This is a genomic window from Streptomyces sp. AHU1, assembly GCF_045343905.1.
Classification (GTDB): domain Bacteria; phylum Actinomycetota; class Actinomycetes; order Streptomycetales; family Streptomycetaceae; genus Streptomyces; species Streptomyces triticiradicis.
In genome coordinates this window covers 9,159,141-9,184,793 of the sequence record NZ_CP174283.1, presented here as the reverse complement: position 1 = coordinate 9,184,793, position 25,653 = coordinate 9,159,141, and the positions used below count along the sequence as shown (strand labels likewise).

At 75.4% G+C, this 25,653-nt stretch carries 19 protein-coding genes; 6 read left to right on the top strand and 13 right to left on the bottom strand.

The genetic code is table 11. The features are described 5' to 3' along the window. Nucleotides 1-67: 67 nt before the first annotated feature. The 6 genes from ACICHK_RS40505 to ACICHK_RS40480 form a co-directional block, all read right to left on the bottom strand. The gene (locus ACICHK_RS40505) at nt 68-1,858 is read right to left on the bottom strand and encodes an acyl-CoA dehydrogenase (protein ID WP_406840998.1); all 1,791 of its coding nucleotides are present in this window, start codon (nt 1,856-1,858) and stop codon (nt 68-70) included. Beyond that, nucleotides 1,855-2,811, bottom strand: coding sequence for an aromatase/cyclase (locus ACICHK_RS40500; protein ID WP_406840996.1), 957 nt, complete (start codon nt 2,809-2,811; stop codon nt 1,855-1,857). The genes ACICHK_RS40505 and ACICHK_RS40500 overlap by 4 nt, the downstream gene beginning before the upstream one ends. Nucleotides 2,812-3,864: 1,053 nt before the next feature. After that, nucleotides 3,865-5,106 carry a ketosynthase chain-length factor gene (locus ACICHK_RS40495; protein ID WP_406841459.1) on the bottom strand — a complete coding sequence of 414 codons (1,242 nt, stop codon included), beginning with the start codon at nt 5,104-5,106 and terminating at the stop codon, nt 3,865-3,867. A gap of 5 nt (nt 5,107-5,111) precedes the next feature. After that, entirely contained in the window at nt 5,112-6,386 is a 1,275-nt protein-coding gene (locus ACICHK_RS40490) for a beta-ketoacyl-[acyl-carrier-protein] synthase family protein (protein ID WP_406840994.1), read from the bottom strand. After that, entirely contained in the window at nt 6,383-7,309 is a 927-nt protein-coding gene (locus ACICHK_RS40485) for a thioesterase II family protein (protein ID WP_406840992.1), read from the bottom strand. The genes ACICHK_RS40490 and ACICHK_RS40485 overlap by 4 nt, the downstream gene beginning before the upstream one ends. 94 nt (nt 7,310-7,403) lie before the next feature. Beyond that, nucleotides 7,404-8,225, bottom strand: a complete 822-nt coding sequence (locus tag ACICHK_RS40480) for an AfsR/SARP family transcriptional regulator (protein WP_151470301.1) — start codon at nt 8,223-8,225, stop codon at nt 7,404-7,406. A 305-nt stretch (nt 8,226-8,530) separates the two neighbouring features. Here ACICHK_RS40480 and ACICHK_RS40475 point away from each other — a divergent pair, with 305 nt between their 5' ends. After that, on the top strand, nt 8,531-8,749 hold the full coding sequence (locus tag ACICHK_RS40475; RefSeq protein ID WP_406840990.1) for a hypothetical protein: 219 nt from the start codon (nt 8,531-8,533) through the stop codon (nt 8,747-8,749). Between the two features lie 195 nt (nt 8,750-8,944). Further along, nucleotides 8,945-9,889, top strand: coding sequence for a BTAD domain-containing putative transcriptional regulator (locus ACICHK_RS40470; RefSeq protein ID WP_406840989.1), 945 nt, complete (start codon nt 8,945-8,947; stop codon nt 9,887-9,889). A gap of 115 nt (nt 9,890-10,004) precedes the next feature. On the opposite strand, the gene ACICHK_RS40465 is transcribed toward ACICHK_RS40470, so the two are convergent. The 4 genes from ACICHK_RS40465 to ACICHK_RS40450 form a co-directional block, all read right to left on the bottom strand. Beyond that, a complete protein-coding gene (locus ACICHK_RS40465; RefSeq protein WP_406840987.1) occupies nt 10,005-10,859 on the bottom strand; it encodes a BTAD domain-containing putative transcriptional regulator in 855 nt (284 codons plus the stop codon). A gap of 792 nt (nt 10,860-11,651) precedes the next feature. Further along, a complete protein-coding gene (locus ACICHK_RS40460) occupies nt 11,652-11,933 on the bottom strand; it encodes a hypothetical protein (protein WP_406840985.1) in 282 nt (93 codons plus the stop codon). Beyond that, entirely contained in the window at nt 11,930-13,522 is a 1,593-nt protein-coding gene (locus ACICHK_RS40455; RefSeq protein ID WP_406840984.1) for an acyl-CoA carboxylase subunit beta, read from the bottom strand. Before ACICHK_RS40455 ends, ACICHK_RS40460 begins: the two co-directional genes overlap by 4 nt. Before the next feature lie 141 nt (nt 13,523-13,663). Next, the gene (locus ACICHK_RS40450) at nt 13,664-13,876 is read right to left on the bottom strand and encodes an acyl-CoA carboxylase subunit epsilon (RefSeq protein WP_406840982.1); all 213 of its coding nucleotides are present in this window, start codon (nt 13,874-13,876) and stop codon (nt 13,664-13,666) included. Between the two features lie 272 nt (nt 13,877-14,148). On the opposite strand from ACICHK_RS40450, the gene ACICHK_RS40445 reads away from it, so the two are divergent. Next, nucleotides 14,149-15,147: a ScbA/BarX family gamma-butyrolactone biosynthesis protein gene (locus tag ACICHK_RS40445; RefSeq protein ID WP_406840981.1), complete on the top strand. Its 999-nt coding sequence runs from the start codon at nt 14,149-14,151 to the stop codon at nt 15,145-15,147. Nucleotides 15,148-16,724: 1,577 nt separating this feature from the next. Here ACICHK_RS40445 and ACICHK_RS40440 read toward each other — a convergent pair. Then, nucleotides 16,725-17,363, bottom strand: a complete 639-nt coding sequence (locus ACICHK_RS40440) for a ScbR family autoregulator-binding transcription factor (protein WP_406840979.1) — start codon at nt 17,361-17,363, stop codon at nt 16,725-16,727. A gap of 755 nt (nt 17,364-18,118) precedes the next feature. On the opposite strand from ACICHK_RS40440, the gene ACICHK_RS40435 reads away from it, so the two are divergent. After that, nucleotides 18,119-19,114 (top strand): ScbA/BarX family gamma-butyrolactone biosynthesis protein, encoded by a 996-nt coding sequence (locus ACICHK_RS40435; RefSeq protein ID WP_406840977.1) that lies wholly within the window; start codon nt 18,119-18,121, stop codon nt 19,112-19,114. Nucleotides 19,115-19,580: 466 nt separating this feature from the next. On the opposite strand, the gene ACICHK_RS40430 is transcribed toward ACICHK_RS40435, so the two are convergent. Continuing rightward, the gene (locus ACICHK_RS40430) at nt 19,581-20,447 is read right to left on the bottom strand and encodes an NAD(P)H-binding protein (RefSeq protein WP_406841458.1); all 867 of its coding nucleotides are present in this window, start codon (nt 20,445-20,447) and stop codon (nt 19,581-19,583) included. Between the two features lie 222 nt (nt 20,448-20,669). Between ACICHK_RS40430 and ACICHK_RS40425 the strand changes: the two genes are divergently transcribed. Further along, the gene (locus tag ACICHK_RS40425; RefSeq protein ID WP_406840975.1) at nt 20,670-21,380 is read left to right on the top strand and encodes a ScbR family autoregulator-binding transcription factor; all 711 of its coding nucleotides are present in this window, start codon (nt 20,670-20,672) and stop codon (nt 21,378-21,380) included. Between the two features lie 284 nt (nt 21,381-21,664). Here ACICHK_RS40425 and ACICHK_RS40420 read toward each other — a convergent pair whose 3' ends face one another. Beyond that, nucleotides 21,665-23,320, bottom strand: coding sequence for an FAD-dependent monooxygenase (locus tag ACICHK_RS40420; RefSeq protein ID WP_406840973.1), 1,656 nt, complete (start codon nt 23,318-23,320; stop codon nt 21,665-21,667). An 812-nt stretch (nt 23,321-24,132) separates the two neighbouring features. On the opposite strand from ACICHK_RS40420, the gene ACICHK_RS40415 reads away from it, so the two are divergent. Continuing rightward, the gene (locus ACICHK_RS40415) at nt 24,133-25,461 is read left to right on the top strand and encodes an NAD(P)/FAD-dependent oxidoreductase (RefSeq protein WP_406841457.1); all 1,329 of its coding nucleotides are present in this window, start codon (nt 24,133-24,135) and stop codon (nt 25,459-25,461) included. Nucleotides 25,462-25,653 lie beyond the last annotated feature (192 nt).

The window sequence follows — 25,653 nt, the reverse complement described above, 5'->3', positions numbered from 1 at the left end:
CGTCCACCGCCCCGGCACGTCTTCGGTGCCCCGGCCCGCAGGCGGGCGGGCGAGGTCACCGCACGCCTCAGCCCGCCAGCGCCGTCCCGTACAGGTCCAGGCTCCGCCCCTGCCGGCACCGCTCCAGCACCTCGCCGAGCACCGTGTCCACCACGCTCTCGGGAAGGTCGGGCACCGCCGCGCCCAGCCGCCGCGCGATCCGGCTCAGCGCGAGCACGGCCCAGGCCGGCTCCTCCAGGAACGATCCGGTCCCGGCCCGCCCCTCCCACATGCCCAGGACCGCGGCCGCGGCGAGCACCAGCGCGTACCGGTCGGCCAGCGCGCAGGCCTGCGCGTCGAATCCGGTGCCGCCGGCCGGCGCGCTCAGCGCGGCGCACCGCGCCCTCAGCACCCGCAGCTCCGCCACGAACGCCTGCGCGAGCCTGGCCAGCGCCGCGTGCGGCGACTTGTCGGCGTGCCCGGAGCGCCCCTTGGCCAGCCGGCCCGCCGCGCCGACCAGAGTCGCCGTCAGCAGGTCGTTCGTACCGGAGTGCGCCAGGCGCCGGTGGTCGAACGGGGGCAGCGGCGCCCCGGGTTCGAACAGCTGCGCCGGCGGCTCCGGGGTGCAAAACCACGCCGTGCGCGCCAGCGCCGGCAGCTGCGGCACCAGCACCGCCTGGCACACGGCCGTCCCCGCGTGTCCCAGACCGGCCACCGGCAGGTCCCGTACGAGCTTTTGGAAGCCGCCGTGCAGCGGCCCGCGGTCGTACCCGCGGGCGCCGAGCACGGTCGCCAGCTCCTCCAGGTCCTCGCGCAGCAGGTCCGGCATCGTGTACTTGACCGCGGCGGCCAGCAGGTACGCGTCCTCCGGCAGCAGGCTCATCGCCCGCAGTCCGGTGACGGCCATGCTGTCGCAGGCCAGCAGGTCCGCGAAGACCCCGGCGAGCACCTTGTGCCACCGGCGGGCGGGCCGTTCGTCGGGCCGGTTCTCCACGGCCGCGCGCACCGCCTGGCGCAGCACGCTGTCCACGCCGGCCAGCACCACGCCCGGGATCAGGCAGTGGCTGATCTGGAAGCTGCGCAGCGCCAGCGACACCCCTTCGCCGACCTCGCCGACCAGCGCCCGGGGTCCCGCGGCCACCTCGGCGAATTCGAGTCCGGAGAAGTGGGCGCCGCGCATGCCCGGCATCTCGACCCTGCCCAGCCTGCGCACCTCGCCCGAGGCGGGCGGCTCGGGGCCGAGCAGCAGCACGGAGTGGCTGCGCGGGCCCTCCTCGCGCGCGGTGCGCGCGTACACGACGAAGGCCTCGGCGCGGTGGGCGTTGATGACCGTGTCCTTGTGCCCGTTGAGCACCCAGCCGCCGTCCGGGCCGGGCTGCGCCTGGACCTCGTTGCGCAAGATGGCGTTGGCGTGCGCCACCTCGCGGTGCACGATCGTGACCCGGCCGCCGCCCAGGAGGTGCGCGGCCAGCGCCCGGCGCTGCGGCTCGCTGCCCGCGGTCCACACCGCGCAGGCGGCGAAGAGCGAGGTGATGCCGAATCCGTAGCCGAGCGCGAGATCGCGGCGGAACAACGGGCGCAGGACCCGGGCGAGTTCCTCCAGGTCGGTGAGCCGGCCGCCGAGGTCGCGGGGGACGAACTCGGCGCCCAGGCCCGCCTCGGCGAGCAGTGCCTCGGTGGCCGCGGGCGCGTCGCGGGCCTCGTCGGCGCGCAGCAGCGCCAGGTGTCCGTGCGGGTTGTCCGGATCGAGGGGGTCGCCGAGGGCCGCCTCCAGCCGGGCGGCGCGCTCGGACGCGGCGGCGGGCGCCGCCTCACCCTCGTCCCGTACGGGGGCGTGGGTGTCCCGTACGGGGGCCGTGGGGTCCTGGACCGCGGTCACAGGACGTGGGCCGAGTCGATGGCGTACTGCGCGGCGTGGCGCAGTACGGACAGGCTCGCCTGGCCCATCGCCTCGCGCACGTGCCGGCCGGCACGCACCGCGTCGGTGTCCTCGCCCAGCACGCTGTGCAGGTTCTCCTCGCACAGCAGCACGCTGTGCCGGGCCGTCAGGTTCACCCCGGACGCGTCGGGCTCGATCGACCACTCGCCGGTGTGCGCCATCAGCAGGGGCGAGGTCCGGGTCTGCTTGTAGCAGATGCGCTGGGTGCCCGGGAAGCAGATGCGCACCGATTCGGTGCTGTGCGCGCCGCCGTCGAGGGACAGGCTGCCCATGGACAGCAGCTGTACCCCCGGCTCGTCCTCGACCAGGCCGACCCGGTTGACGTGCGGGAGTTCGGCGGGCCAGTCCCGCGCCCGGTACAGGAAGTCGAACACCAGCTCGCCGGGGGCGTCGACCCGTACGGTGTCCTCGAAGGACCACACCAGATCGTCCAGACGCGTCCAGCGCTCGGCGAGCTCGGCCAGCCGGTCCAGCTGGGCGCGGCTGTTGTCGCGGGTGACCTGCTCGACCCAGGCCGCGTCCGCCGGCACGTTTCGGGCGACGGTGAAGGCGTGCTGCAGGGTCACCTTGGAGGCGTGCTCCCCCAGCGGCACCACCGTCCACACGCCGCTCATGGACCGTGTGGGCGCGGCGGGCAGGTCATGGGTGAACTCCACGCGCAGCCGCTCCACGTCCAGGTGCCGGCTGGACACCCAGGACTTGACGCTCTCGCCCGCGGTGACCCACATGCGCAGCCGCTCCCGCTGCCCGTCGAAGTCGAGCTGCTCGACATGGACGCAGGGCTGGAAGAACAACGGCCACCGGGTGGCGTCCGCGATCAGCCCGTACATCACTCCGGCCGGGGCCTCCGCGATCACTTCGTGGACCGTGCGGTGCACGCGCGCATCCGACATCTTCCACACCCTCCTCTTTGGTGCGCCGGCCGGCTCCGACCGGCGGCGTCCGGGCTGCGGCGGGACTGCGGCCTGCGCCCGGCACGGTGCCATCACTGCGCCGGTGGCCCGGCACCGGCGACCTTGTCCGCCTGCCGCCGGGGGCGGCCGGCGGACGGTGTCGTGCGGCGCCGGGTTGACGGCCGTGTCCACGACACTGTCCGGAACCGCTCGCGGACCGCACGGGCCCGGCTGGAGCACGGCTCGAGCCGCCCGCCGCGTCCGCCTCGGCCCGAGGGCCCGGCCTCGCCCTTTGGACGCAGGCCGCTCTCGCGCACGGCTCGGCTCCCCCGCCGCTCGAGCCGTCCGCGAGCCCGGCCGCCGAGACTGTCCGGGCGAAATCCCAGGCGGCACAGGCTGGACGGACAACGCCTTCGCCGTCCCGGGGCGGCTTCCCCTTCCCCGGGACGGCCCGTGACCGCCGCCCGCCCGGCCGCCGCCGTCCTGGTGGGCGGCTTCGGGCCGCGCGCCGCCGGGGTGTGCCGGACTTCCGCGGCGCCGCGTACCAGGGCTCACGCTTGCTCCTGGTGCGCGGCGCCGGCCCCGAAGCCCGCGGCCGGCGCGTCCTGCGGTTTCGTCCCGCCGCGCGAAGGCGGCCGGCGGCAGCGGCGCGGCCGGCCCCGGGGCGCCGCTCGCGGCCCGGCCGCTGCGGTTCACGCGCAACGAGCGCCCCGGCCTGGGGCTGCCCTGCGCGTCCGGCCCGCGACAGGCCGGATAGGCGGCTGTGCGGCCAGGGCGTGTTGCGAACGTCGTGTCGTTCGCCCGAAGGGCGGGCCGCGCGGCGTCATGGGGGTGCCCCCTGCCGGCTCCCGTCTTATGGCCTGGGGAGTGCTCCACGTGCCGGCGCGGGGCTGGGACTGGGCTGCGCATCCTCGGTGCGGCCCCGTGGGCGCTCAGCCGGTTCGAAGCGGTCCGTGCGTGGTGTCTTTTCGGCGCGTGCGGTCCCCGCGGCGCCGGTCCGTCGGGCGGCCGGTCCGCGGACAGGCCGGCCGGCCCGTCGTTGCGCGGGCCGGCTCAGGCATCGGCCGCACGCAGCACCGCGGCCGAGTTGAAGCCGCCCCTGCCCCGCGCCAGCACCAGCACGGTCCGCAGCCCGGGCAGCTCCCGCGCCGCGCCCGTCACCAGATCCAGCGGGCAGTCCGCGGCCGGTCGCCGCGTCCCGGTGGTCGGGGGCACCACCTTGTCGCGCAGCGCGAGCGCCGCCGCCGCCAGGTCCAGTGAGGAACCCCCGGCGCCCAGCCGGCCCGTCATCGACTTCGGTGCGGTCACCGGCACCCCGCGCGGCCCGAACAGCGCGGCCAGCGCCTGGGCCTCGGCCCGGTCGGCGGCCCGCTGTCCGGCTCCGTCGGCGAACACCACGTCCACCTGGTCCGGTCCGACCCGGGCATCGGCCAGAGCGAGTTCGGCCGCCTCCTTGAGCCGTTCCTGCCCGGGCCCGCCGTCGAAGGTCGCCGCGCACCCGGCCACCACGGCGTAGCCGCCGGCGCCGCGCGCGGTGGCGGCGGCCGCGTCCTCCAGCACCAGCAGCGCGCCGCCCTCGCCCACGACATGGCCGCGGGCGCCGGCGTCGAAGGGCCGGTAGGCCCGCGTCGGATCGGGGTCGGTGCTCAGCCGGCCGTCCGCCAGGTGCGCGGCCCAGCCCCAGGGGCACAGCGTCGAGTCGACGCCTCCGCTCACCATGAGGCCCACGCCCTTGCGGATCTCGCGCCGGGCGCGGGCGAGCGTGTCGATGCCGCCCGCCTGTTCGCTGACCATGGCGGAGGCGGGGCCGCGCAGCAGGTGCCGGATGGAGATCTCGGCGGTTCCCGCCGCGTGGAACCAGGCGAAGGACTGGTACGCGCTGACGTACTGGGCGCCCTTGCCCCACAGGGCCTCCAGCCCTCGCTGGCCGAACTCGGTGCCGCCCGCGGAGCTGGCCGTGATCACACCGGCCCGGTGGCCGGGCAGCGCGGCCGGGTCGGCACCCGAGTCCTCCAGGGCCTCCTTGGCCGCGACCAGGCTCAGGCGGGTTGCCCGGTCGGTGGAGGGGAGCAGGCGGCTGGGGATGTGGTCCTCGTCGACGAAGCCGCGGATCTCGCCCGCGATCCGTACCGGGTAGCCGGAGGCGTCGAAGCGGGTGATCGAGGCGATGCCGCTGCGGCCCTCCAGCACGGCGCTCCACCAGGCCTTGGTGCCCAGTCCGTTGGGCGCGGCCACGCCGATGCCGGTGACCAGCGCCCGGGCCCGGCTGCGCATACCACCGCCCGCGCCGCTCATGCCGCTCATGCCGTCTCCCGCAGCCGGGGCCGGGTCAGCACGGTGGCGGTGTGAAAGCCGCCGAAGCCGCTGGCGACGCTGAGCACCGTACTGCTGCGCTGCTCGCGGGCGAACAGCGGTGTGTAGTCCAGGTCGCAGGTCGGGTCGGGCTCGTGCAGGTTGGCGGTCGGCGGCACCGTACTGTGCTCGATGGCCAGCACGCTGGCCACCACGTCCAGGGCTCCGGCGGCGCCGAGCGCGTGTCCGATCATCGATTTGATGGAGCTGACCGGGACGCGCCGGGCGTGGTCGCCCAGTGACCGTTTGAAGGCGTGCGTCTCGTGCCGGTCGTTGTGCAGGGTGCCGGCCCCGTGCGCGTTGATGTAGTCCACGTCGACCGGGTTCAGCCGCGCCTCGTCGAGTGCCGCCCGGATGGCGTCGGCCATGTCCCGGCCGTCCGGCCGCAGCCCCGTCATGTGGTGCGCGCTGCTGTAGGAGGCGAAGCCGGACAGCTCCGCGTAGGCGTGGGCGCCCCGGCGGCGCGCGTGCTCCAGTTCCTCCAGGATCACCACGGCCGCGCCCTCGCCGAGCACGAAGCCGTCGCGGGTGCGGTCGAAGGGGCGCGAGGCGGTGGCGGGGTCCTCGTTGCGGGGGCTGGTGAGGCGGATGCGGTCGAAGCAGGCCATGGCGATGGGGGAGATCGGTGCCTCCGCCCCGCCGGCGATCATCACGTCGGCGCTGCCCTCGCGGATCAGCTCGGCGGCGTGCCCGATCGCGTCCGGGCCCGAGGTGCAGCCGCTGGAGACCAGGCTGACCGGGCCCTGCGCGCCGCTGTCGCGGGCCACGGCGGCCGCCAGCGAGCTGGGCACGAAGTAGTCGTAGAGGCACTCGGCGGCCCGGGCGTGGTCGACGGTCCAGGTGCTGCCGAAGTCGCTCAGCAGCGCGTACTGGGTGGCGAGCCCGGTGGTGCAGCCTGCCGTGTTGCCCAGACTGACCCCGGTGCGCAGCCGGTTGCCCGCGGCCAGTACGGCGTGCAGGCCGCTGTCGGCCACCGCCTCCCGGGCGCTGACCAGCGCGAACTGGGCGGCCCGGTCCATGCGTTCGGTGTCGGCGAGGGTGAAGCCGTGCGCGGCGGCGTCGAAGTCGACCTCGGCGGCGACCTGCGAGCGGTAGCTGGCGGCGTCGAAGAGGGTGACGCCCCGGGTGGCGGTACGGCCCGAGGTCAGCAGGGACCAGAAGGCGGCGGTGCCCACTGCTTGGGGGGCCACCACGCCGACCCCGGTGATGACCACGCGCTTCACCGCACACCCCCCGCGCCCGCGCCCGCCGCGGTCCTGGCGGCGTCCGCCGCGCCCGCCGCGGTCCTGGCGGTATCCGCCGCGCCCGCCGCGATCCTGGTGGCGTCCGCTGCACTCGCCGCGGTCCTGGCGGCGTCCGCCGCACCCGCCGCGCTCTTGGCGGCGTCCGCCGCCTCGTACTCGCGGCAGGCCTCGCCGACCAGGGCCGGCAGTACGTCCGCGCCCGCGAAGAAGTGGTCGCCGTCGACGGTGCGTACGGTGATCGGCCCGGTGGTCCACTGCCGCCACTCCTCCAGGGCGGCGGGCACCGCGAGCGGATCGTCACTGCCCGCGAAGACGAGCAGGGGCAGGTCCACGGATCCGCCGGTGACGGGGTCCAGGGCCGCCTGGCGCAGTGCCCGGGCCAGGCGCAGGTCGTCGCGCAGGACGGGCAGCACACTGCGGTGCCACAGCCCGCCGGGGCGGGCGGCCGCTCCCCTGGGCAGCGAGCCGAGCTCGCCCAAAAGGGGCAGCAGCAGTTCGTCGGGGTGTTCCGCCGCGGCCACCAGGGCGGCACTGGCGTGCGGGGGCAGGCAGGCGCCCACCGCGAGGAACAGGGGCTGCGGCACCCCGGCGTCGGCCAGCGCCCGGGTGAGCGTGTACGCCACCAGGGCGCCCAGGCTGTGGCCGTACAGCGCGTACGGTCCGGACCGGGCCGCCCGCAGCAGCGGGGGCAGCAGATCCGCCAGGAGCCCGGCGCGCCCGGTGATGCGCGGCTCGCGCCGGCGGCTGTCACGGCCCGGCAGCACCAGCGCCGCGACGTCCACGTCCGGCCCGGCCGCGACGGGCCAGCGACGGTAGCTGGCCACCCCCGCGCCCGCGTGGGCAAGGCAGTAAAGCCGTACCCGCCGCCCCGCCGCCCCCTCTACCGCCGTCAGCGAAGCCATCGGTCGCCCTCCTCAGGGAAGCTGTGCGGAAACGTTCGTCGTACGGCGTTGCCGCGGCCCGAGCGTCACCCGTGCGGCTTGAGCGGTGCTCGATTCAGGCTGCGTACAGATCGAAGGTCGAGGTGCGCCGCGGCCCGCTGGCCACGTCCAGGCGCGGGTCGACGGCGAGCATCGCCTGGTGCAGCCGCTGCAGCTGCGGCGAGGGCTCCACGCCGAGCTCGGCGATCAGCCGCTGGCGCAGCCGGCGGTAGACGTCGAGCGCGCTGGCCTGCCGGCCCGACCGGTAGAGCGCGACCATCGCCTGCGAGTGCAGCCCTTCGTGCTGGGGGTGGCGGGCGATCAGGTCGGTGAGCTCGGCGATGAGTTCGATGTGCCGGCCCAGCCGCAGGTCGGCGTCGATGCGGCGCTCGCGGGTCACGAGCCGGCTCTCCTCCAGCCGCATCACCTCGATGTCGAGGATCGGGCCGACGCGTACGTCCACCAGCGCGGGCCCCTCCCACAGGTCCAGTGCCGCACGCAGACACTCGGCCACCCGGGCGTCCTCGCCGTCCTCGTGCGCCTGCTGCCCCTCCGCCACCAGGCACTCGTAGGCGCGCACGTCGACCGCCTCGGCCGGGATCTGGAGCAGGTAGCCGCCGTACCGGGTGGCGAGCACGTCCTTGGCCGAGCCGGGCGCGTCCGGGCCCATGGCGGTGCCCAGCCTGCGGCGCAGCTGGAGGATGTAGGTCTGCAGCGTGGTCAGCGCGCTCTGCGGCAGGTGGGTGCCCCAGATCTCTTCCATCAGTGTGGACACGGGCACCACCCGGCCCGGGTAGAGCGCGAGCAGCGCCAGGATCTGGCGCGGCTTGCCCGCGGTCGGGACGACCGATATGCCGTTGACTTCGACATTCAACGGACCCAGGACCTTGATCTTCATGATTCCCCTCCGCGCTCTGCCGGCCGACTTCGGCAACAAGTCGGTGTTCGAGTTTTCAATAGTGTCGTCTTCCGGCCCTTCTTGTCTTTTCCGTCGACGGCGGACGAGCGGCACCATATCCTTCCCCGACCGTCGCGTATGCGGAAATTGAGTGCGTCTTGAGCGGCCTTCCGACGGGGCCGCCGGACCCGGCGCACGGGCAGCCGGCACAGCGCCGGGAAAACACTGGCGTGTCGTGTAAAGGCCCGTATCGGCCGACCGGTCTCTCTTCCGGCGCCCTAGGCGGCGCCGTTAGGTTTTTGGCCATGGCAACGGATTCGACGGCGCGCGGCGCCGACCCGCTCACCCGCGGGCTGCTGAACCGGTTCGCCCGGGACCGGGCCGCAGGGCCCGCGGACCGGGCCGCGGGCCCGCCCGGGCCGCCGGGCCTGCCCGACCCGCAGACCCTGCTGCGGCTGCTGAGCGCCTGGCACCGGCGCGGGGTGCAGGTGGGCTTTCCGGACCTGACCGGCGACCGGCCGTGAAAACGCCAGGCACCTGAATCCCCCTCGAGGAACACTTAACGACTCCCCGCGTGCGGCCGGCAAATCCTCCGCCGGCGCCAAAAAGCGCCTAGAGTCCGGTGAGAGCGATAAGGATCTGTCCGCGGCCCTTTCCGGGTGAATGCCGAATACGGATTGCGGCCGCGTACGTGCCGGCTCTCCCCGTGCGAGGATGAGATGGAGTTTGGGATCCTGGGTCCCGTCCAGGTCTTCGGCGAGCGCGCCGATATGCGGATCACACCGGCCGGCGCCAAGCAGCGTGCCCTTTTGGGCACGCTCGTCGTGAAGGCCGGCCAGGTCGTTTCCCCGGACCGGCTCGTCGACGAATTGTGGGGGGAGCATCCGCCCGCCAACGCCGCCAATGCCCTCCAGACCCATATCGCCCGGCTGCGCCGGCTGCTGCCCGCACCCGCACCCGGTTCCGGTTCCGGTGAGCGCCACCACGAGTGGCTCGTGACCCGCCCGCTGGGCTACGTACTGCGCCCGGGCCGGGCCGGCACCGACGCCCAGCGCTTTAACCGCCTCACCGCCCGGGGCCGCTCGCTGGCCGCCACCGACCCGGCCCGTTCGGCCGAGGTCCTGCGTGAGGCGCTGGCGCTGTGGCGCGGCCCCGCGCTGGAGGGCGCGGGCCGCGGCACCATCTGCTCGGCCGAGGCGTCGCTGCTGGAGGAGAGCCGGCTGATCGCCCTGGAGACGCTGTACGAGGCCTGCCTGCGGGCCGGCCGGGCCGGGGAGGTGGCCGGCGAGCTGGCGGAGCTGACGGCCTGCCACCCGCTGCGCGAACGGTTCTACGAGCTGCTCATGACCGCGCTGCACCGGTGCGGGCGCCAGGCCGAGGCGCTGGGCGTCTACGACCGGGCGCGACGCCGGCTCGTGCACGACCTCGGAGTGGAGCCGGGGCCCGCACTGCGCGGCCGCATGGAGTCGATCCGCCGCCGGCAGGATGTGGCACCCGAAGAGCGCGGGGAGACAACCGGGGAGACAAAGGGGGCGGCGGGCCCGCACCCGCTGGGCGCCGAGGTGGCGCGGCTGCGCCACCGGATCGAGGTCCTGAGCCGGCAGCAGCGAGAACTGGCCGACCGCTTCGAGCAGCTGGCCGCGGAGTGCGCGGCGGGCCGCTGACGGCCGCCCCCGGCGCCCCGTGCGCAGCGCCGAAGCCCTTTTCCCGGCCCCTCGGACGAGGGCCGGGAAAAGGGCTTCGGCGGTCATGGCGCCGGCCGCCGCGCGGCCGGGGCGGTCAGTTCGTGCGCGCCGCCAGCCGCCCGCCGCCGGCCCCCGCCGGAGCGGTCACCGGGAGAGCCGCCCTGGGCGGGGCCGCGCTCTCGGGGTGCGCCATCAGGATGGAGCGCTGCAGCCGGCTCAGCGCGGCCGAGGGCTCAAGGCCCAGCTCGGAGACGAGCGTGGTGCGCAGCCGCTGGTAGACGCTGAGCGCCTCGCCGCGTCGGCCCGAGCGGTGCAGCGCCAGCATGAGCTGACCGTGCAGGCTCTCGTGCAGGCGGTACTGCTTGACCAGGACGGTCAGCTCCGACAGCAGCTCGCGGTGGCGGCCCAGGCGCAGATCCGCCTCGATGCGCTGGTCGAGCGCGCACAGGCGCAGCTCCTCCAGGCGGCTGACCTCCGTCTCGATCCGGCTCCCGGCCTGTACGTCGGTGAGCGCGGGACCGGTCCACAGCGAGAGCGCGTCCGCCAGCCGGCGCGCGGCGCCCTGGTAGTCGTCGGCGTCCATCGCCCGGTAGCCGGCACCGGCCCTGCGCTCGAACTCCCGGTAGTCGACGCTTCCGCCGCGGGTCTCCAGACGGTAGCCGCCGGGGACGGTGGCCAGAATGTCCTTCGGGGTGCAGCGCTCGTTCTCGCCGTACGCCAGGGCCACGCCGATGAGCTCGCGCAGTTGCAGGACGTACGTCTGCAGCGTGGTGCGCGCACTGCGCGGCGGGTTCTGCTCCCACAGCTCCTCGATCAGCGTGGCCACCGGGACCGCGTGGTCGGCGTGGAGCGCGAGCAGGGCCAGGACCTGCCGCGGCTTGGGTGCCGTCAGCGTGATCGACACCCCGTTTTCATGAACGGACAGCGCACCCAGCACTTCGATGTCCACGTTTTCCCCAAAGGTCGCCCGGAGCCGTTCCCGGCCTGCGCGTTTCCCGCGTTTCCCGCTGCCGGGGCCCGGGTGTGCAGCCAACCGGACCCCTTGATAAAAAAACAGCACAGTCGGTTTGTCAATCTCGGATGCCCGCCCGGAGCGCCCGGCAGACCGTTTCCGGCCATCCCTCGGCTCCACGACCGCCCCGACTGCTCCCGTCCGGGTGCCAATTGACCTGCTATTCCCGGGCGCGCCGACGCACCGATCCAGCCGGACGCCGACGCAGGAGGGCCACCGCGACATGTCCGAAACCTTCCCCGCCGCCACACGCAAGCGGCCCCGGCCCCTCCCGTCCTCGCGAGGAGCGGGGGCCGTCCGCCGCGCCCGCCCCCACCTGCCCGAACGCGGTGCGCGGGCAGCCGGGGCCGGGATTTCATCGGCGAGCAGAAACAAACCGACCGGTCTTTCCTGGTCGCCGGACGGTCCTTCCGGCTCCGGCGCCGGCGGGCGCTCCCCTGCCGCCGGCGCCGGCTCTTGGAACCGGGCGGTCGCAGGCGCCACGGGCCGGACCCGTTCCCGGGAGCCGGGCGCCTCGAAGCCCGCGGCCGCGGCCGCCACCGCGGTCCCGGTGTTCCCCGGCGCCCCCGGCCGCGGCTCCCCCGCCCTGCCGGCCTCCGCCGCGGTTTTCGGCCCGGCACCGCCCGGCTCACGCAGAGCGCCGGGCATCACGCGGGCCGGGCCGCGGCCCGGCCCGCAACCCGCCCGCGGCACCACGTCCCCGCGCAGCCCCGGGGGCGAGCTTGCGGGTCACACCGGCCAGGCGCCGGAGCCGGCCGGCCCCTCCCGCCACGCCCCCTCGGCGATGATCCGCAACCGGTCCGGCACGGCGCTCTCCGCGGCGCCGGCCCAGGCCGCCTCGCCGGCGAAGCGGAAGGGCGGCGCTTTGCCGCCCACCGCGGCCCGTGCGCCGATCACGAAGAGGGACGCCACCGCGAAGCCCTCGCGGCGGAAGGTCTCGGCGGCGGATCCGGCCGGCCCCTTCCGCGTGCGCGCCGCCCGTTCCCCTCCGGCCGTCGCGTGCCTGGTCACTGCGGGGGGTTGCCGTGCTTGCGGGAGGGCAGGTCCGCGTGTTTGCTGCGGAGCATCGCCAGCGAGTTGATGAGGACCTCGCGGGTCCGGGCCGGGTCGATGACGTCGTCGACCAGGCCGCGCTCGGCGGCGTAATAGGGGTGCATCAGCTCGGCCCGGTACTCCTTGACCATGCGCTCGCGCATGGCCTCGGGGTCCTCGGCCTCGGCGATCTGCCGGCGGAAGATGACGCCCGCGGCGCCCTCGGCGCCCATCACCGCGATCTCGTTGGTGGGCCAGGCGTAGGTGAGGTCGGCGCCGATGGACTGGGAGTCCATGACGATGTAGGCGCCGCCGTAGGCCTTGCGCAGGATCAGCGAGATCCGCGGGACGGTGGCGTTGCAGTAGGCGTACAGCAGCTTGGCGCCGTGGCGGATGATGCCGCCGTGCTCCTGGCCGACACCGGGCAGGAAGCCGGGCACGTCCAGCAGCGTGATGATCGGGATGTTGAAGGCGTCGCACATCTGGACGAACCGCGCGGCCTTCTCCGAGGCCTCGATGTCGAGCACACCGGCCAGCGACTGCGGCTGGTTGGCGACGATGCCGACGGCCTGGCCGTCGAGGCGCCCCAGGGCGCAGATGATGTTGCGGGCCCAGCGCTCGTGGACCTCCAGGCAGTCGCCGTCGTCGACGAGCTCCTCGATCACCTCGGCCATGTCGTAGGGGCGGTTGCCGTCGGCCGGGACCAGGTCCAGGAGCACCTCGCTGCGCCGGTCGGCCGGGTCCGAGGACTCGGCGCGCGGCGGGTACTCGCGGTTGTTCTGCGGCAGCATGGACAGCAGGTAGCGGACCTCGGCGATGCAGGTCTCCTCGTCGTCGTACGCGAAGTGGCAGACGCCGGAGGTCTCGGCGTGCACGTCGGCGCCGCCCAGGCCGTTCTGGGTGATCTCCTCGCCGGTGACCGCCTTGACCACGTCCGGGCCGGTGATGAACATCTGCGAGGTCTCGCGGACCATGAACACGAAGTCCGTCAGCGCGGGGCTGTAGGCGGCGCCGCCGGCGCAGGGGCCGAGCATCACGGAGATCTGCGGGATGACCCCGGAGGCCTTGGTGTTGCGCTGGAAGATGCCGCCGTAGCCGGCCAGGGCGGAGACGCCCTCCTGGATGCGGGCGCCGGCGCCGTCGTTGAGGGAGACCAGCGGGGCGCCGGCCGCGATGGCCATGTCCATGATCTTGTGGATCTTCGTGGCGTGGGCCTCGCCCAGGGCGCCGCCGAAGATGCGGAAGTCGTGGGCGTAGACGAAGACCGTGCGGCCCTCGACCGTGCCCCAGCCGGTGACGACACCGTCGGTGTAGGGCCTCTTGGCCTCCAGGCCGAAGCCGGTCGCCCGGTGCCGGCGCAGCTGCTCGACCTCCTGGAACGAGCCCGCGTCCAGCAGCAGGTCGATGCGCTCCCGGGCGGTCAGCTTGCCCTTGGCGTGCTGCGCCCCGGTCGCCCTCTCGCCCGGTCCGGCCAGCGCCTGGGCGCGGATGGCGTGCAGTTCCGCCACCCGGCCGCGCGCGTCCGAGGGCCCGGCGGTCACCTGGGGGATGTCATTGAGGACTGTCACTGTGCCTGCCTCCCTCATGAGCACGGCCGGACCGCACCCAGTCGACAAACCGCATCTGCGGTTCGCACGGGGTGAGGGCCGGCACGCGCGTGAATCGGTGCTGGAAAAGCGCCCGCCGGTGCGCGGCCGGCGCCCATGGCTCTATCGCCGGCCGCAGGGGGAGCGCCACCCGCCGCCGGGGGCCCCGGGACGGCGCCACGACGGGACGGCGGGAGGCGGCTGCTGCTCACCGGTCACCGCCGTGCGCCCGGCCAGCAGCGAGCACAGCACGACGGCCACCGCGGCGAGTTCGTCATCGTCGGCCCGTCCGCGCTCGACCCGCAGCGCGAGGGGTGGGGCGTCCGCTTCACCCATGTCCGCTCCTCTCGGTTGCGGCCACCGTCCGGTACCGCGCTACAGAGGCACCTCAGTGCCGCTCAAGAGGCGCCGGAGCGGGCGGCCCGGACCGCCGCCCGCACCCGCGGGCCGGAGAAACGCCGGGGACGGGGCGGGCCGCGCACGGCGGTGCCGCCGGCCGCGGGCGAAGGCGGCGGCCGGTCCCGTACGGAGGCTCCGGTTCCTCTGGAAACCAAACCGGTTGCCCCCTATTTTTTTCACAGCCATCTCCGATCCGTGCAGGGGGAGCGATGACCGCGAGCACGTCCGGGTTCGAAGGTCCGCCGGCCGGGCGCACCACGGCGCAGGCCGCTCAGCCGCCTTCCCGGCCGGCCGGGCCGCTTCACGGGCACCTGACCACCACGGTCCCCAGGGAGCTGGTGCACCGGGCGGCCGTCGCCGAGGTCGTGCTCACCGGCTGGCGGCGCCTGGGGGAGGCCCGCTTCGCGATGACCGCCCAGTGGCCGCGGGGCCACAGCTTCTTCACTCCCGTGAACGGGACCCACCACGACCCGCTGATCGCCGCGGAGACGGTCCGCCAGGCCGGTGCCCTGCTCGCCCACGCCGAGTTCGGCGTTCCCCTGACCCACCGGTTCCTGCCGCAGGAGCTGGCCTTCACCGTGCGCCCCGAGCAGATACGGGTCGGCGAGAGGCCCGCCGCACTGGACCTCGACGTCACCTGTTCGCGGATCAGGAGGCGAGGGCGCCGGCTGGCCGGCATGCGTGTCGAGGCCAGAGTGCTGCGCGAGGGGCGCCTGGCGGCACGGGGACGGTTCTGCTTCAGCACCATCAGTGCCGCCGGATACCGGCGGCTGCGTCCGCAGCACGTCCTGGACGCCGCCTACCGGCCCCTGCCGCCGGCGCCTGCGGCGGCCCCGGCCGCCGTGGGGCGCCTCTGTCCCGCCGACGTGGTCCTCTCCCCCGCCGGCAAACCGGGCAGCTGGCACCTGCGCGCGGACACCGGCCACCCCGTCCTCTTCGACCACCAGGCCGACCACGCGCCGGGCCTGCTGCTCCTCGAGGCCGCCCGCCAGGCGGCGACCGCGGCCCTGGACAGAGCCCCGGTCCTGCCGCTCGCCCTGGACTGCGCCTTCCTCGGGCCCGTGGAACTGGACCGGCCCTGCCTGATCGAGACCCGGCTCCTGCCCGGGGCCGCGCCCCACGGCCCGCAGACGGTCCTCGTCACCGGCCGCCAGGAGGACCGGCCCGCCTTCACCTCGGCCCTGACCGCCGCCGCCCCGCCCGGCTGACCGCGCCGACAGGGGGAACGCCCCGGGGGACCTCCGCCCCCCTCCCCGCCACGGCCCAGGGGCGCGGTGGCACCCGCCCGGCACCCGGACCGGCACGGCGCCCCTCGTGCCGCGAGGCGGTCCCCGGGGCCGGGTCCGCGAAGGACGGGGCCGAACAGCCGGGCGGCCGGCGGTCCCCTCCCCTCCCCCGCGCGCGCCCCGTTCCCGCACGCCGGCGTCATCGTGCGGCCGGCAACGCCCCGGCGGCGGCCGCACGATGACACTCCGCCGGCCGGACGCGGGCCCGGTTTCGGGCAGTCCCCCCAAGCGCAGGGCTGCCGGGCAGCCGGCCCGGCCGCCGCGTCCGCCCGGCCGCGCCGGTCGGCCCGGATCCGGCCCGGGGCGGGGACCCGCGCTCCTGGCGCCGCCCCTGCCCGGCGCGCCCGCGCCCGCGGCAGCGGGCCGCTGTCCGGGCGTCACGGTGTCCGGCGCGGCGAGGCCGGGCCCTGTCCGGCGCGTCCGAAAGAGCGGTGCGGCTCTGCCGCGCCGACCGCCGGGCCGCCTCCCCGGCCGGGGCTCTGGCCCCTCCCGGTGCTCGCCGGTGCCCGTCCCGATGCGTTTGCCGGGTGCCCGAAGGAGTTCCGCAGCGGCGGCGCCCGCCGCGGCCGAGAAACCCGGCGGGCGAGGCGGTGGCGTGCCGCGGCCGGCCGGGCGCGGCGGCGAGGACCGACAGCGCCCGGCCGGGCAGCGGTTCGCCCCCGCGCAGGAGCGCCGCGCCGGTGAAGCGGCGCGGCCCCGTCCGGGCGCCCCGCGCGTCGCCGCGCCCGTCTCGGGCACCTGCCCGGGCGGGTGCCCGAGACGGGCGCTCCAGCCGTCCGGGGTGACAGCGCGCGCCGGGGCCGGCATGCCCCGGTGGCCGGACGCCCCCCGCTCGCCGGCCGGTGCCGTGACGCGCCCGGGGACGGTGTGCCCCCGCGCCCGCGGCCGCGGCCGGACCGGCCGCCGGGGCGCGGCCCCGGGGCTGCCGCAGCCGCCGGGGGCGGGGGTTCGTGCGCCCGCGGCCCCCTCCGCCCGGGGGATCCGGGGGACGCCGGTGTGCAGGTCCGTTGCGCGGCGTGCGGCCCCCAGGCGGCCGGCGTCGGCGATCTCGCCGAAGACGGCCCGGTGTTCGCCACAAAGCGCCGGGGCCGGCGTCCCGGGCGCCCGCGTCACCGCCTCCCGCCCCCGCGGGCCGCCACCGCCGGCTCTGGAGCACGCGCCGCCGGATGCCCGGACAGCGGCCGCCCCGGCGCCGCCGGGCCGCTGCCGGGCCCCGGCGAGAGCGCCGGGGCCCGCCTCGCCCCTGCGGGCCGGCCGCCTCGGCGCCGGCGCCGGGCTCCTCGCGCCGAAAGGGCGGCCCGGCCACGCCGCCGGCGGCGGGACCCGGGCGGCCGGACACGAGGTGACCGCCTTCCCGCTCCACCGCCCTGCGGCACCGCCCCGGCGCGGAAACGGCGCCGACGCTCCGCCCGCCGGCCCGCCCGGTCCGGGCCCCGCCGGGCCGTCCGGTCCGGGCCGGCGGGACGGTTCGCGGACCCGTGACGGAGCATGCGCGCCGTTCATCCCCGGCGGGGCGCCGCGGCCGCCGTGCCGGCGGGCTTGAGCCCCCTCAGGACGTCGGCCGAGGCCAGCCGGGGCAGCAGCAGGTCCCAGAACCGCACCAGCGTCTTCGCCGACGTCCACGTACGGTCCTGCGCGCCGAGCTGCTCGAGACCGACGGTCGCCGCCACCACCGCGACCGAGGCGTCGGCGGCGGACACTCCCCGGGCCAGGACGCCTTCACGCTCGGCGTCCTCGAGCACCTCCTCGACCCAGTCCTGCCACTGCCCGCGCAGATCCACGGCCCCCTCGCGGCGCGGCGGGCCGCTGCCCAGCTCGAAGCCGGCCCGGACCACCACGTCCCGGTCCAGCCGCTCCATCAGGGCATGGGTGGCGTCGATGAGCTGCTGCAGCGGACCGGGGCTGCCCGCCTGCGCCGACGCGGCGATCGCACGGACCACGGCGGCCGCCTCGTCCCCGACCCCGCGCGCCAGGGCCTGCTTGCTCGCGAAGTGGAAGTGCAGCGCACCGTTGCTCACCCCGGCCCTCCTGCTGATGGAGGTGAGCGAGGCCAGGGCGAAGCCGTCCTGTGCGAACACCTCGGCCGCCGCTCGCACCAAGGACTCGCGCGTGCGTGCGGCACGCTCCTGTTTCACCATCGGCGGATCTCCCCTGACTGCGGCCGGCCGGCCGCCGCGGACCGGCTCTCACGTTCGTGCCTGCTCATGCGGCCCGCCGGGGGCGGCCTGCCGTGCACGCGCACGGGAGGGCGGACCGGCCCGAGCCGCACAGGGCCCCGCGAGGGACCGGGCGCGCCCCCGCGGGTGCGGCACGCCCCCGCGGACCCGTGCCCGTGCTCGTGTTCCTTGCTCATGGACCTCGCCGCCCCTGGTCATGGACCTTCGCCGCCCCGGCTGACGAGGAGGATCATAACAAACCGCATACGCGGTCTCTATTTTACGCGTGAAGGTACCGCAGGGCCAGTGCCGCTCCGCCGCCGCCTCCCGGCGCACCGGGGCGCGGATCCGGCCGCCGGCGGGATCCGGCCGCCCGCACCCCCCGCCCCCGCGGCGCCCCATCCGCCCCGCCCGGCCGCCGGCACCCCGTCCCGACCAGGGTTTTTCCCCTTCCCGGACGGCACCGCCGGACGGCCGCCCCGTCCGCGGCCCGCCGGGCGGCTCCCGCACGCCGCGCGGCCGCGGACGGCCCGCGGCGCCGCGGCCGCGGACGGCTTGCCCGTTTCGGGGGGAGATGAGGAGATACGGGCACTCCTCTGTGTCTTTGGAACTACTCGGTCCACATATTGCGCGGGGGAACTTCGCATTCCTTCTAGAAATTAAACCGGGTGGTATGTATCTTCGCTGTCCTCGGAGAACCACCACCCACATTCAGGCCACGGCGGCTCGGGGGAACCATGTCGACGAGTACGAGCACGTACCGCACGAACCGCGTGATACCCGGCGTGACGGGCCCGGGGGGCCACGCGGCCCCGGCGGGGGGCGGCACGGCCGTCCCGCAGCCCCTGACCAGCACCGTCCCCAAGGAACTCGTGCACCGCGCGAGCGTCGCCGAGGTCATGCTGACCGACTGGGCGCGCAGCGGCGAGGACCGCTTCGTCCTGGCCGCCCAGTGGCCCCGCGGGCACAGCTTCTTCACCAACGTCGAGGGCTGTCACGACCCGCTGATCGCCGCCGAGACGATCCGCCAGGCCGGCCTGCTGCTGGCGCACGCCGAGTACGGGGTCCCGCTCGGCCACCGCTTCCTGGTGAGCGACCTCGGCGTGGCGGTACGGCCCGCGCACCTGCGCGTCGGCGCGGCCCCCGCCTCGCTCGAGCTCGACGTCAGGTGCCGTGACGTGAAGGAGCGCCGCGGCGAGGTGACGGGGTTCCGCGTCGAGGTGGAGATCTACCGCGACGGCAGCCTCGCCGCGACCGGGGGCGGCACGCTGACGTGCATCGCCCCCCGGGTCTACCAGCGGCTGCGCGGCGCGCGCGGCCCCGGCCGCGCGCGCGTGATGCCGCTGACGGCCCCGGAGCCGCCGCAGAGCGTCGGGCGCATGTCCCCCACGGACGTGGTCCTCTCCCCCGCCGGCCGGCCGGGCCGGTGGCAGCTGCGGGTGGACACCCGCCACCCCGTGCTCTTCGACCACATGGTCGACCACGTGCCCGGCATGCTGCTGCTGGAGGCCGCCCGCCAGGCCGCGGCGGCGGCCCTGGGACACGCCCGCCTGCCGCTCGCCGTCGCCGGCGAGTTCCTGCGCTACGCCGAGCTGGACACCCCCTGCACGATCGAGGCGCACCCCGCCGCGGGGACGGGCGAAAAGGGCGCGCACACCGTGCTCGTCACCGGCCGCCAGGACCGGGCGCCCGTGTTCCGCTGCACCGTGGCCATGGCCGCACCCTTGCGGTGACCGGGCGCGTCCCCGGCCGCCGGGACCGGGCGCCCGCGTTCCGCCGCACCGCGGCCACGGCCGCACCCTTGCGGTGACCGGGCGCGTCCCCGGCCGCCGGGACCGGGCGCCCGCGTTCCGCCGCACCGCGGCCACGGCCGCACCCCCGCGGTGACCGTGCGCGTCCCCGGCCGCCGGGACCGGGCGCCCGCGTTCCGCCGCACCGCGGCCACGGCCGCACCCCCGCGGTGACCGTGCGCGTCCCCGACCGCCAGGACCGGGCGCCCGCGTTCCGCCGCACCGCGGCCACGGCCGCACCCCCGCGGTGACCGTGCGCGTCCCCGACCGCCAGGACCGGGCGCCCGCGTTCCGCCGCACCGCGGCCACGGCCGCACCCCCGCGGCGGGCACCCCCCGGGCACCCGTTGCCTCCCGGGCGCCGCGGCCCTTTTCGGGAAAAGCAGATACCGCCCGGCGGCGCCCGCCGGTCAGCCGCCGGGCGCGAAAGCCGCCAGATGGTCCCCGGCCCACGCACCGAACGTGTTCGCCGGGCGGCCGGTCAGTTCGGCGACGGTCTCCTGCACCCCGGCCTTCGCGCCCGCGCGCTGGCGTTCTGCGCTCTGCAGCAGCGCCTCGACCACCGGCGCCGGATAACGGGCCGCGAGCGCGGCACGCGCCTCGTCCACGGTGAGCTCCTCAAAACGCAGCGCGACACCCAGCAGCCGGCCCAGCTGCCCGGTCTGCCCGGCCGCGGTGACGGCCTCGGGCCCGGTCAGCGTGTAGGCGCACCCGGCGTGCCCCTCCTCGGTCAGAACGCGCGCGGCGACCTCCGCGACGTCGCGCGGGTCCACACAGGCGTTGCCCGAGGTCCCGTACAGCGCCCGGACCACGCGCTCACGGCGCACCGACGGCGCCCAGAGCAGGGCGTTGGAGGCGAACGCGCGCGGGCGCAGCAAGGTCCACTGAAGACCGCAGGCGCGCAGCAGGTCCTCGTTGGCGCGCTGGCGGCGGGTGATGAGATCGTCGGCCCGCCCGTCCAGCACCGCGGCGGCGGACAGCTTCACCACCCGCCGCACCCCGGCCGCCCGCGCCGCGCGCAGGAACCGGCCGTCATCGCCGCCGCCCTCATCGGTGGTGACGACGTCGGTGGTGACGAGGAACGCCGTCCGCACGCCCGCAAGCGCCCCGGCCAGCGACCGCGCATCCCGGTAGTCCCCGGCGACCGCCTGCACCGCCGCGCCCGCCCCGGCCACCCGCGCGGGCTCCCTGGCCATGGCGCGCACCCGCAGGCCGGGCGGAAGCCGCCGAAGCACCTCCCGGCCCACCGTCCCCGTGGCCCCGGTCACCAGGATCACCGGCTCTCCCCCCTCGCCCGCCCGCACCGCGCCACCGTGTGATCCGCCCATCGACATCCCGCCCTCCCCCGGGGCGCCTCCCCGCGATCCGGCGACGCTTTTGCGCAACTCGTTGAACGCCGTACGGCCGGAAGGGGGTGCGCGAACACCAAACACCTGTAATATACAAACTGGACGGTTTTTTATTGGGTCTCCGGGCTCACCGACAGGCAGGAGGCCGGCATGGCGAAGCAGGAACGGGCGGTCCGCACCCGGCACGCGATCCTCTCATCGGCGGCCAGGATCTTCGAGGAACGCGGCTACCAGGCGGCGACCGTCAGCGAGATCCTCGCCAGCGCCCGGGTGACCAAGGGAGCCCTGTACTTCCACTTCCCCTCCAAGGAACACCTCGCCGAGGGCGTCCTGCACGCCCAGGACCTGGGCGTGCCCGTCCCCGACCGCGCCTGCAAGGTGCAGCAGATGGTGGACACCGTGGTCCTGCACGCCCACCGCCTGCAGACCGACCCCATGGTCCGCGCCGGCGTGCGCCTCTCGCTCGACCAGCAGGCCCAGGGCCTGGACCGCAGCGGGCCCTTCCTGCGCTGGAGCGAGGTGGGCGTCGAACTGCTGGACAAGGCCAAGGCCCAGGGCGAACTGCTGCCCCACGTGGTCTCGGCCGAGACCGCCGACGTCCTGGTGGGATCCTTCGCCGGCGTCCAGGCCATGTCCCAGGCCCTGTGCAACTACCAGGACCTGCCCCCCAGGGTCAGCGCCCTGCTGCGCCACGTGCTGCCCAGCGTGGTCGTCCCCTCCGTCCTCGCCTCGGTGGACCTCACCGCCACCAGGGGCGCCGCCGTCTACGCCGAACTGCAGGCCCTCCACCCCGAACTGCAGACCCTGCACCCCCGGCCGCAGACCCCGGGCCCCCGGCCGCAGCCGGCACCCGCCGGCTGACCCCCACACGCACCCCCCACACACGCACAACACCCCCCCGCACACGCACAACACCCCCGCCCGCCCGCGCCGAAGCATCCGCCCGCCCGCGCCGAAGCATCCGCCCCGACGGCGGCCCGCCCGCCCCGGCACCCCGGCCGTGCGGCCGGCAGCCAAAGCCGGCAGAACGCCCCGGGCAGGCCGGACCGGAACCGGCACCCCGGCCGGCACCCCGCGCACCCGCACCGCCCGGAGCACCTCACCGGCCCGCCCGCCCCGGCGCCCCGGCCGTGCGGCCGAAGCCGTCAGCCGGCCACCCCGGCGAGCACGCCGCGCTCCCGCGTCGGAGCCGCACCCCGGCCGAAGCACTCCGTCAAGGCGGCGGCCAGCCCGCCCGCCCCCGGCGCCCAGGCGATGTAGCCGTCGGGCCGCACCAGCAGGGCGTCACAGGCAAGCCGGGGCACCGGCTCGGCATGCACCACCCGCACCAGCCCCGCCCACCGACGGGCCTGCCCGGCATAACCGCCGCCCGCCCCCCTGTCACCGAAGAGCAGCAGCAGCGCGGACCCCTCACGCAGCAGACCGATCACATCCACCGCACCCCGGCGGGTCCGCAGGACCACATTGTCAAGGAACCTCCCCTCCCACAAAGAGGCGTCCGGACCGCGCGCGGGCAGCACCGTGTCCTGGCCACTGACCATGGAGGCCAGCACACCGCTCTCCCCACCGCCCCCCGCCAGCAGCTGCCCGAACAGGGCCCGCAGCGGATCCAGCTCGGGACCCGGCCGCATCAGAGCCAGCTGGGCACGCGTGTTGTCGATCACCCGCCGGGCCGCCGGCCGGCGCTCCAGGTCATAGGAGTCCAGCAGCGACGCACCCGCCCTGCCGCGCACCGCGAGCGCCAGCTTCCAGCCCAGATTGACCGCATCCAGCACCCCGGCACTCAGCCCCTGGCCACCGACCGGGAAATGCACATGCGCGGCATCCCCCGCCAGCAAAACCCGCCCCCTGCGATAACACAGGGCCAGCCGGGAGAAGTCACTGAACCTGCTCAGCCACCTGCCCTCCCCCATCGCGACGTCCCCCCCGGTGATCCGGCCCACCTCACCGCGCAGCTCCTCCAGCCCCAGCGGCAGATCACGCCGGAGATGCGCACCCCGGCAGTCGAGCGTCCGCAGACGCACCACCCCGCCCCCCACATGCCTGACCACCACCCAGCCACGCTCGGTGCGGTGCCACCCCTCCTCCAGCGCCGCACCCTCCCCCAGACGGACATCACCCGCCATCGCCGAGACCGTGGCCGGCCAGGTCCGCGAGACGAAACCCGCCTGACGGCGCACCACACTGCGCGCCCCGTCCGCCCCCACCAGATAACCGCCCGTACACACCACCGTGCCGCCCGGCCCCCGCGCGACCACCCGCACCCCACCCGCCCCCTGCCGCACCTCCACCACCCGCCACCCCCGCAGAACCCGCACCCCCGCAGCCCGCGCCCGCCCCTCGAAATGACGCTCGAGCACCTCCTGCGAACACCTCAAAACCGGCTGCGGCTCGGCCGGCGGCGCCGAGATCACCAACCCCCCGATCCCCGCGAAATGAAACGCACCCCCCACCGCACCCGCACCACCCGCCGCACCCCCGTCCGCGAGACCGCCCAGATACCCACGCCGCACCAGACACTGCACCGCCCGCGCATGCAGCACCGACGCCTTCGGACACCCCGACACCGCACCCCGCGACTCCACCACCACCACCCGCACCCCCCGCCCCGCCAGCTCACAGGCAAGCAGCATCCCCACCGGCCCCCCACCCACCACCACCACTTGCCCCTGCACCCAACGCACCATCCCGGACCACCCCCACACCACCGGCCACCACACCAACAACCACCACACAACACACACAACGAAAAACACCCACAACACCCACAACACCCACAACACACCGAACACACCGAACACACAGAACGCAGAACGCAGAACACAGAGAGCACACGGCACAGAACGCACAGAGCGCAGAACACAGAACGCGGAACGCGGAACACGCAGACGCAGAGAGCACAGAACACACACAGCACAGAACGCAGAACACAGAGAGCACAGAACGCGCACGGCACACAGCACACGGCACACGGCACACCGGCCCCGCCCGCCCGCCGCCCGGGGAAGCCGCGCCGCCCGGCCCGCCCGCACCGGCCACACAAAAGATACCGGTTGAGCGGTTTCTTTACAATGGAGGCCGCCACCCCACATCCCCCCACAGACCCACACCACCCAAACACCACAAACCCACCCCCCACCCCCACCACAGCAGGCCCGCCCACCAAACACCCACCCCCCCACCCCGTCAACGCCCACACCCCCACCCCGACACCGCCCCCACCCACAACCCCACCCCGGCACGGCCGGCAGCACCAACCACCACCCCGGCCCGGCCCGGCCAGCAACCCGGCCCGGCCAGCAACCTTCCACGACGGCCAACACCACTGGCACACCACCGGCACCCACACCGACCCCACCACCGCCTCCTGGCAGGCACTCCAGGACGCCTTCCACCACACCCTCCGCAACCACCCCCCACCCCACAGCGGCCCGCGGCCCACTCGAAAACCGCTCAAGCCCGAAACGCCCGCACTCCCGGCCAAGGCCCGCACACCGCATGATGCAACCACCACACCGGAGGAACAGGCCGGACGAACCGGCCCACCGGCGCAACGAGCTGGCGCGCGGGCGCGGTGAGCCGGGACGCGGGCGAGGCGGGCGGGGTGAGCGGGATGGACGGCAAGGGCCACGCGGTGGTGATCGGCTCCGGCACCGCCGGACTGACCGCGGCACGGGTGCTGGCCCGCTTCATGGAGCGGGTCACGGTGATCGAACGCGACCGGACGCCGCACGGCACGCAACAGCGCCCAGGCATCTTGCAGGCCCGGCACCCGCACAGCCTCACGCCGGCCGCCGAGTCAGGCCTGGAACACCTGTTCCCCGGCATCGGCCACGACCTCACCCGTGCCGGAGCCGTCCGCATCCGGATCCCCCAGGACGTGCTGGTCCACGGGCCGACGGGCTGGCTGCTGCCCGGAAGGACGAAAGCGTCCCTCCTGAGCGCTAGCCGTGACCTGATGGACGCCGTGCTGCGCGAGCGGCTGCACGCCGAGGCGAAAGTGGACTTCCTGCACGGACACGAAGCAGTGGCACTGCACCCGGGCCGCAACCACACCATCACCGGCGTGTGGACCCGCACCCGCTCCCGGGGAACACCGAAAAACCCGGGACCGCGGTTGCTGCCCGCCCAGTTCATCGTGGACGCCTCCGGCCACTCCTTCCAGGCCGCACGATGGCTGGCCGAACTCGGCTACCCAAGACCCGCCGAGACGGTGGTGCGCTCCCGCGCCTCCTACGCCTGCGCCCTGCTGTCACCACCCGCCGGCCACATCGCCAGCTGGAAGAGCCTGCTGTTCACGGCCGCACCCGGCACACCCCTGCCGCAAGGACAGCTCACCTTGGTCGAGGACGGCCGCTGGTCACTGTCACTGCGCTGCGGCCAGGGCACAGCGCCGCCCACCGACCACGCCGGACTCATCCGCACCGCGGCCGCACTGCCCCATCCCCTGCTGCACGACGTCATCGCAACCGCCGCACCACTGGGTCCGGTACACACCTGCACCCGCACGGACAGCCACTGGCGCCACATCGAACGGCTACGGCACTGGCCCGACCAGTTCCTCGTCACCGGAGACGCACTGGCCGGCATCGACCCCGCACACGGACACGGCATGACACTCGCCATCCACAGCGCACTCATCCTCGAACACGCCCTGGAACGCCACGGCACCACCACAGGCCTGAGCCACCGGCTGCACCGCACCCTGGCCCGCCACGCCGGCGCCACCTGGCGGCGAAACACCCGCACCATGCAACCGACGGCCGGCACCAAAACCAAACCAGCCACCTGGCGCGAACGCCTCACCAAACGGACCGCCGCACACACCGAGACCGCCACGACAACCGACGCCCACGCCGCGATGCTGCTGCTCGAACAGACACAGACCCGCACCCCCCGCAAACCCCTGAGCCCCCGGCCGCCATGGACGGCACGCGCATGACCACCCGCCCCGCACACCGATGCCGACCGCGGCCGACTCCCCGCCGAACCCGACACGGCCCGCGGACGCACCGTCGAGCCACACCACCACCGCCTCGAGCCCACCGGCCACCAGCCAGGCCCGGACGAGCAACGGCGCCAGAACGACGGCACCGCAGACCGGCTCCAAGACGGCCCAGACGATACCGCCCCC